The following is a 6,225-nucleotide window of genomic DNA, read 5'->3' as shown; positions in this document are numbered from 1 at the left end:
GTTGCGAACGAACTGAGCCGTCCGAATTGCTTCCTCGATGGCTTCGACTTGATAAGGTTTAGGTTTGACCTTGTATTCGAGAACAAACATCGTTTGACACTTGCTTGCTTGGTATCATTATAACACACATAATGCCGCCCTGGAAGGGCGGGGCTTGAAACCCATTATTTTTGGTCAAGGGAGCCGGGGAGAGGGGAAGCAAGGGAGCAAGGGAGAAACTGTCAACTGTCTTCACTGTTGACTGCTCACTGTAAAAGGCTGGTGACTGTAAAAAGTCCCGTTATCACTTCTTACGTCCGGCTTTCGCGTCCACTAATTCCAATTCCGACAGTAAGAACGTGACCGAGTGGTCCCAGTTTCCGCCTTCAAACAGGACCGCCGCTTTGCCGTCGCTAACGCGCTGCACCGATCCTTGAAACTCGTAATACGTATCGTCGGGGTTTACGACTCGTACAGCCGATCCGGGAAGAATCATCGTCATGGGTACTCAGTAACTCAGTGTTAAATTGACGTAGGCTCGAGTTCGGATTTTAACCCGGTAGGACTTACGCAGCGAAACTACACTAAATGGGGAAGTCGGCAGGCATTGCCCACCCTACGAATGGTGTAGATGCGTAACTCCCGTCCGGTCTGTGGCGCAAATAGCTCGCGCCCACCGACCGCCAATTGTCAAAGGTATTGTACTATTTTGTTCTCTCGGCGACTCGAACCTTGGAAATTTCCAAGAGGAACGACTCAGCCTCAGAATTTCAATCGCTGTCGGTAATTGGCAACCGATTCTACCAGTCCGAAGGCGATAAAATTCGTCAACAGCGCCGATCGCCCGTAACTCAGCCAAGGCAGTGGAATTCCCGTGACCGGGGCTAAGCCGATGGTCATGCTGATATTGACGATCGCCTGAAAAACGATCGTCGATAAAACGCCCACGCACAACAACGACCCGAAATTATCCTTGGCATTTTGTGCCAGAATCACCAAACGCAGGCAAATCAACCAAAACACCAAGACTACCGATATCGCGCCGACAAAGCCCAATTCCTCACCCACCGCCGAGAAAATAAAGTCCGTGTGCTGTTCTGGAATAAAGCCGCCTTGAGTTTGCGTGCCGTTGCCCCAACCGCGACCCCAAAATTCACCCGCACCGATGGCAATACGGGATTGAATCAAGTGATAGCCCCCACCGAGGGGATCGCGATCGGGGTCGAGAAAGAGAATAATTCGGTCTTTTTGATAGGGTTTGAGGAGGTTCCAAAATACCTCGCCCAACTTCCCCGACAGTAAATTAATTCCCAAGGCGATCGCGGCTCCAATCCAACGTCCGGGGATAGTCAGCCAAGCTAACACGCCCATTCCCGCCACCCAAACGAACCAGACCGGTAACAGCGTCCCGAACAAAATCGCCGACACCAGAGGCGATACTAACAAGACCAACCAACCGGGGTTGGCGTTCGCCCAATACAGCATCCCGATCGTAATAGCCCCGAAGACGAGGGAGGTTCCTAAATCCGGTTGTAAAAACACCAATCCCCACGGAACCGCTGTAACGGCTAGAGTTTGTAGCACTACCGGAAAACTAGCAGCCGTGCGCGATTCCAATACGGCCGCCAGGGTGACGATCAGCCCTAACTTGGCGAATTCCGACGGTTGCACGTGAAAGCCGCCGATGGAAATCCACCGCTGCGCCCCCAAAGCCGTCGTTCCAACAAAAATAACGGCCAACAGGGAGAGGTTCGTAATGCCATATACGATCCACTTCCACTGCACCAGTACGTCGTAACGCCAACGGGAGATCGCCAGTGCGATCGCCAGGCCGATACCTCCAGTTAACCAATGTTGCCACCAGTCGGTATAGTCGGCGTTGAGTTGAGTACTGCGAATAATCAAACCGCCAAACACTGTCAGACCGACGACCGAGATGGCTAAAAACCAATCTAACGACTTCCAAGGCTGTAAAAGCTTTTGCAGGCTGAAACGAGGGAGGGATTTTTGCATGAGACACTGAAACGGTGAGACGAGGCGGCGAGTTTGACGGGGCTTATTTCGACAACGCGGCGACTGAGACTTTTGCCGCAATCTGTTTGGCAACCATCGTCAGTTCTTTGGCCGAAGCGGACTCGGGACGGGAAACGACGATGGGAACACCTTCGTCGCTGCCTTCCCGCAGGGGAATTTCTAACGGAATCCGACCGAGGAGGGAAACGCCGAGTTCCTCGGAGGTCTTTTCGCCGCCCCCCGATCCGAAGATATCGTACTGGCGATCGGGAAGGTCGGGGGGAACGAAGTAGCTCATGTTCTCGATGATGCCGAGGACGGGAACCCCCAACTGCTCGAACATTTTCAGCCCTTTACGAGAGTCGAGGAGAGCGACGCGCTGCGGCGTGGTGACGATGGCGACGCCGGCCATGGGAACCGCTTGCGCTAGGGTCAGTTGAGCGTCTCCGGTTCCGGGGGGCATATCGACGATGAGATAGTCCAGTTCGCCCCACTGCACTTGGTAGAGGAACTGACGGATGACGCCGTTGAGCATGGGACCTCGCCAAATGACGGGTTGGTCTTTGTCGATGAGGAAGGCCATCGACACCAATTTGACGCCGTGATTGAAAGCGGGTTCGAGGACTTCTTTTCCGTCGGGAGCTTGCCGAACCATGACTTTGGCATCGGCCAGACCCAACATATTCGGACCGTTGGGGCCGTAGATGTCGGCGTCGAGAAGTCCCACTTTTGCGCCGGTTTGGGCGAGGGCGACGGCCACGTTGACGGCGACGCTGCTTTTACCGACCCCACCTTTCCCGCTGGAGATGGCGATGATGTTTTTCACGCCGTCGATGCCTTGGCGATCGGGAAGGGAGGCTTGTTTGGGGGTTTCGGCCGTTACGTCTACTTCCACGGCTTCGACGCCGGGGAGGGTGCGAACGGCTTTTTCGCAGTCTTCGACGATGAACTCCCGCAGCGGACAGGCGGGGGTAGTCAAGACGAGGGTAAATTTGACCGTTCCCCCCTCGATCGCCACGTTGCGGATCATGTTCAATTCCACCAAACTTTTTTGAAGTTCGGGGTCTTGCACCGGGCGCAAGACGTTTAAGACGGATTCGGGGGTCAGGTCTTTCGAGACGGTCGGTTCCACTAAAACCTCCTGATGTTAAACGTTTCGGCTGTGAGTTTCGCGAGCGAACGCAGACGAAAATGTATCTTTTTGTTGTGAAAAATGTACGTTCTTAAACAGTATTCTAAATTGTCCGCAACATTCCTTATGATATTTAAGGCCGCGAACTCTGTGGGAAACGCGGTCGCCCCGAGGAAGACTAGATGCGCCAGCAAGCCCATATACTAAGTCTTCCGAGCTTACGATCGTTTTGTGATATCACTCCGTTATGAATGTAACTTCGAGTCCTTCTACGTCCTCCATGCCCGCCCGTCCCCCGGAAGATTCGCGATCGCGGATCGGCCAGTTCATGAAAGAGTTACAGGATGAAATTTGCCAAGGATTAGAGCAGATCGACGGCCGGGAACGGTTTCGGGAAGATTCGTGGGAGCGTCCTGAAGGCGGCGGCGGTCGATCGCGCGTGATTCGCGAAGGTGATATTTTCGAGCAAGGGGGCGTCAACTTTTCGGAAGTGTTCGGCCCGCAGCTTCCCCCGTCGATTTTGAAGCAGCGACCCGAAGCAGAAGGTCACGGGTTTTACGCCACGGGAACCTCGATGGTGCTGCACCCTCGCAATCCCTACATTCCCACGGTTCACTTAAATTACCGCTATTTCGAGGCCGGGCCGGTGTGGTGGTTCGGCGGCGGGGTGGATTTGACACCGTACTATCCTTTTGAAGAAGACGCTGCTGGCTTCCATCAAACCGTTAAAGCAGCTTGCGATCGCCACCACTCGGAGTATTATCCCGTTTTCAAACGTTGGTGCGACGAATACTTCTATTTGAAACACCGCCAAGAAACGCGGGGCGTCGGCGGGATTTTCTTCGATTACCAAGACGGCCGGGGCGAACTCTATCGCGGCCCCGACCCGGACGGGCCGGCCGCGACTTACAGTAAAGAACTCGGCGCCCTCGAACCCCGAGATTGGGAATCGCTGTTTGCCTTCGCACGAGATTGCGGAAAGTCCTTCCTTCCGGCTTACGAACCCATCGTTCGACGGCGTCGGGGCATGGAATACGGCGATCGCGAACGCAATTTCCAACTGTACCGACGCGGCCGCTACGTGGAATTTAATTTAGTCTACGATCGCGGGACGATCTTCGGCCTGCAAACCAACGGCCGTACTGAGTCGATTTTGATGTCTTTACCGCCGCTCGTGCGCTGGGAATACTGTTACGAACCGGAACCGGGAACCCCAGAAGCCAAGCTGTACGAGACCTTCCTCAAACCGCAAGACTGGGCGAGCTGGACGACGGCGTAACCGGAACGACTGTCGCTCGGACGATCGCGATCGTATCTTCCCTCGAGGGGTCTTCGCTTTTCCGTCTGTCAAAGGCGGAAGAAGAGATGTTTGGTATCCTAGATCCGAGACGGTAACGCGCTGAAGATTTCTCGGGTAAGGGCGTGAGTTCGCACCCGAACCGCTCTCCCACAGAGCGAGTCCGAACGGACAACACGGGCCAATCCCCGAGCGCGTTTGAAAAGGCCGACGGAAATCGCGATCGAGTTCAAGCGGGAGATCTCGCCCTCGATCGGGTACAATTGCTCGCTGAAACGGTTTGCTAGAGCGTTCTGCTTGGAGGCAGACCGAGTCGAGCGAGAAGTTCCGGAGCGCTAACCGGAACGTGTCGAGTTTGTAAGTGCGAGGAAGGGTCTGTGATCCACATCGAGCAGAAAACACATACTACCCAAGACGGGACGACTGTAATCGTTCTGGCACCTGCAGGTCGTCTGGATATTACGACGGCTTGGCAGTTTCGCCTCAAACTTCAGGAATGCATCTCTAAACTGAGCCGCCACGTGGTCGTAAACCTCGGACAGGTGAATTTCATCGATAGTTCTGGTTTGACATCTTTAGTTGCTGGAATGCGAGACGCCGATAAAGTTAAAGGCAGTTTTCGTATCTGTAACGTGCATCCAGAGGCCAAACTGGTGTTCGAGGTCACCATGATGGATTCCGTGTTTGAAATTTTCGAGACGGAGGAAGAAGCCCTCGAAGGCGTTCCCCGAAACGTGGCCAGCTAATCCGAAACGTCGGTTCTGCGTCCTCCCAATTTGGGAGATCCCCCCGCTTCCGATGCGCTCGGAAACGGGGAACGTGCCACCGTTGCGACTGTCTCGACCTGACGGGAACGAGACCGCAGTAGGAACGCCCCTGACGCACGCCGTACTCGGCCAAACTCCCGATCGCCCGAGACCTTATTAAGTCCTTCAGCCCCCAGTAAACCTCCTGTGGATAACGTCCGTACTGTTTCCGATACTAAACGAGCTTTTTATCGCCTCCACATGCGACCGGTCAATTCGATCTATCGCCGGGTCGTGGAAGAGTTGATGGTCGAGATGCACCTGCTCTCGGTTAACGTAGATTTTAAATACGATCCCATTTATGCCCTCGGGGTGGTGACGGCGTTCGATCGCTTGATGCGGGGGTATCAGCCGGAGCGCGATCGCACGTCGATTTTTGAAGCCCTCTGTCGCGCCATCGACGACGATCCCGATCGCTATCGTCAGGATGCTGCGGCGGCGATCGCTGCTGTCGAACCCCTCTCGACAGAAGAGTTAACGGCAATTCTGGCACAGCCGGAAAGTCGCGAAGCTGACAATCCCGTCGCACAGCAACTTCAGGCGATCGCCAGTCGAGATAACTTTAAATACAGCCGTTTGTTCGCGATCGGCTTGTTTTCGGTTATCGAACGGGTCGACGGAGAATTAGTGAAAGACAAGAAAAAACTGTCCTCGCTTTTGGAAAAAGCCAGCGCAGCCCTACAGTTGTCGGATGACAAACTCCAAAAAGATCTCGAACTCTACCGCAGCAACCTCGAGAAAATGGAGCAGGCTCAAAGCGTGATGGCCGATATTCTCGCCGCCGAACGTAAAAAACGCAGCGAGCGAGAGAACGCCAAACAAACCACAACTGACAAACCCACACCCGAATCTCAATCTTGACGTTCTCCCCCGCCTGAAGGCAGGGGGATTCATCGTTCTACGAGTCTCCGTTAGCTGACAAGATCTCTCCAACCAGCCAAGAGGGAATCTCTCCCGATGCGTGAATTCGGGTGCGCCCCACCCTACTCAAGCCCAAT

Annotated in this window: 7 protein-coding genes and 1 pseudogene; 4 read left to right on the top strand and 4 right to left on the bottom strand. The window is 54.5% G+C overall.

The genetic code is table 11. The features are described from left to right. The 4 genes and pseudogenes from POG22_RS12855 to POG22_RS12840 form a co-directional block, all read right to left on the bottom strand. Positions 1-90: pseudogene (locus tag POG22_RS12855) on the bottom strand (RNA-guided endonuclease InsQ/TnpB family protein); the annotation flags it as partial. Between the two features lie 193 nt (positions 91-283). After that, on the bottom strand, positions 284-475 hold the full coding sequence (locus POG22_RS12850; protein WP_026097792.1) for an NAD(P)H dehydrogenase subunit NdhS: 192 nt from the start codon (positions 473-475) through the stop codon (positions 284-286). Positions 476-741: 266 nt separating this feature from the next. Further along, complete coding sequence (rodA, locus tag POG22_RS12845; protein ID WP_498905678.1) at positions 742-1,992, bottom strand: FtsW/RodA/SpoVE family cell cycle protein; 1,251 nt, start codon at positions 1,990-1,992, stop codon at positions 742-744. Between the two features lie 43 nt (positions 1,993-2,035). Further along, positions 2,036-3,124 carry an Mrp/NBP35 family ATP-binding protein gene (locus tag POG22_RS12840; RefSeq protein ID WP_498905676.1) on the bottom strand — a complete coding sequence of 363 codons (1,089 nt, stop codon included), beginning with the start codon at positions 3,122-3,124 and terminating at the stop codon, positions 2,036-2,038. Between the two features lie 247 nt (positions 3,125-3,371). Between POG22_RS12840 and hemF the strand changes: the two genes are divergently transcribed. From hemF to psb29, 4 genes are all read left to right on the top strand, one after another. Continuing rightward, positions 3,372-4,403: an oxygen-dependent coproporphyrinogen oxidase gene (gene hemF, locus POG22_RS12835; RefSeq protein WP_498905674.1), complete on the top strand. Its 1,032-nt coding sequence runs from the start codon at positions 3,372-3,374 to the stop codon at positions 4,401-4,403. A gap of 395 nt (positions 4,404-4,798) precedes the next feature. Further along, positions 4,799-5,167, top strand: a complete 369-nt coding sequence (locus POG22_RS12830) for an STAS domain-containing protein (protein WP_017662097.1) — start codon at positions 4,799-4,801, stop codon at positions 5,165-5,167. A 52-nt stretch (positions 5,168-5,219) separates the two neighbouring features. Next, the gene (locus tag POG22_RS12825) at positions 5,220-5,348 is read left to right on the top strand and encodes a hypothetical protein (RefSeq protein ID WP_498905672.1); all 129 of its coding nucleotides are present in this window, start codon (positions 5,220-5,222) and stop codon (positions 5,346-5,348) included. A 26-nt stretch (positions 5,349-5,374) separates the two neighbouring features. Next, positions 5,375-6,088, top strand: a complete 714-nt coding sequence (gene psb29 / locus POG22_RS12820; RefSeq protein WP_498905671.1) for a photosystem II biogenesis protein Psp29 — start codon at positions 5,375-5,377, stop codon at positions 6,086-6,088. Positions 6,089-6,225 lie beyond the last annotated feature (137 nt).

Source organism: Geitlerinema sp. CS-897, from assembly GCF_028368005.1.
GTDB classification, from domain to species: Bacteria; Cyanobacteriota; Cyanobacteriia; order Cyanobacteriales; family Geitlerinemataceae; genus Baaleninema; species Baaleninema simplex.
The sequence above is the reverse complement of the archived record's forward strand: the minus strand, read 5'-3'. Positions and strand labels throughout refer to the sequence as shown.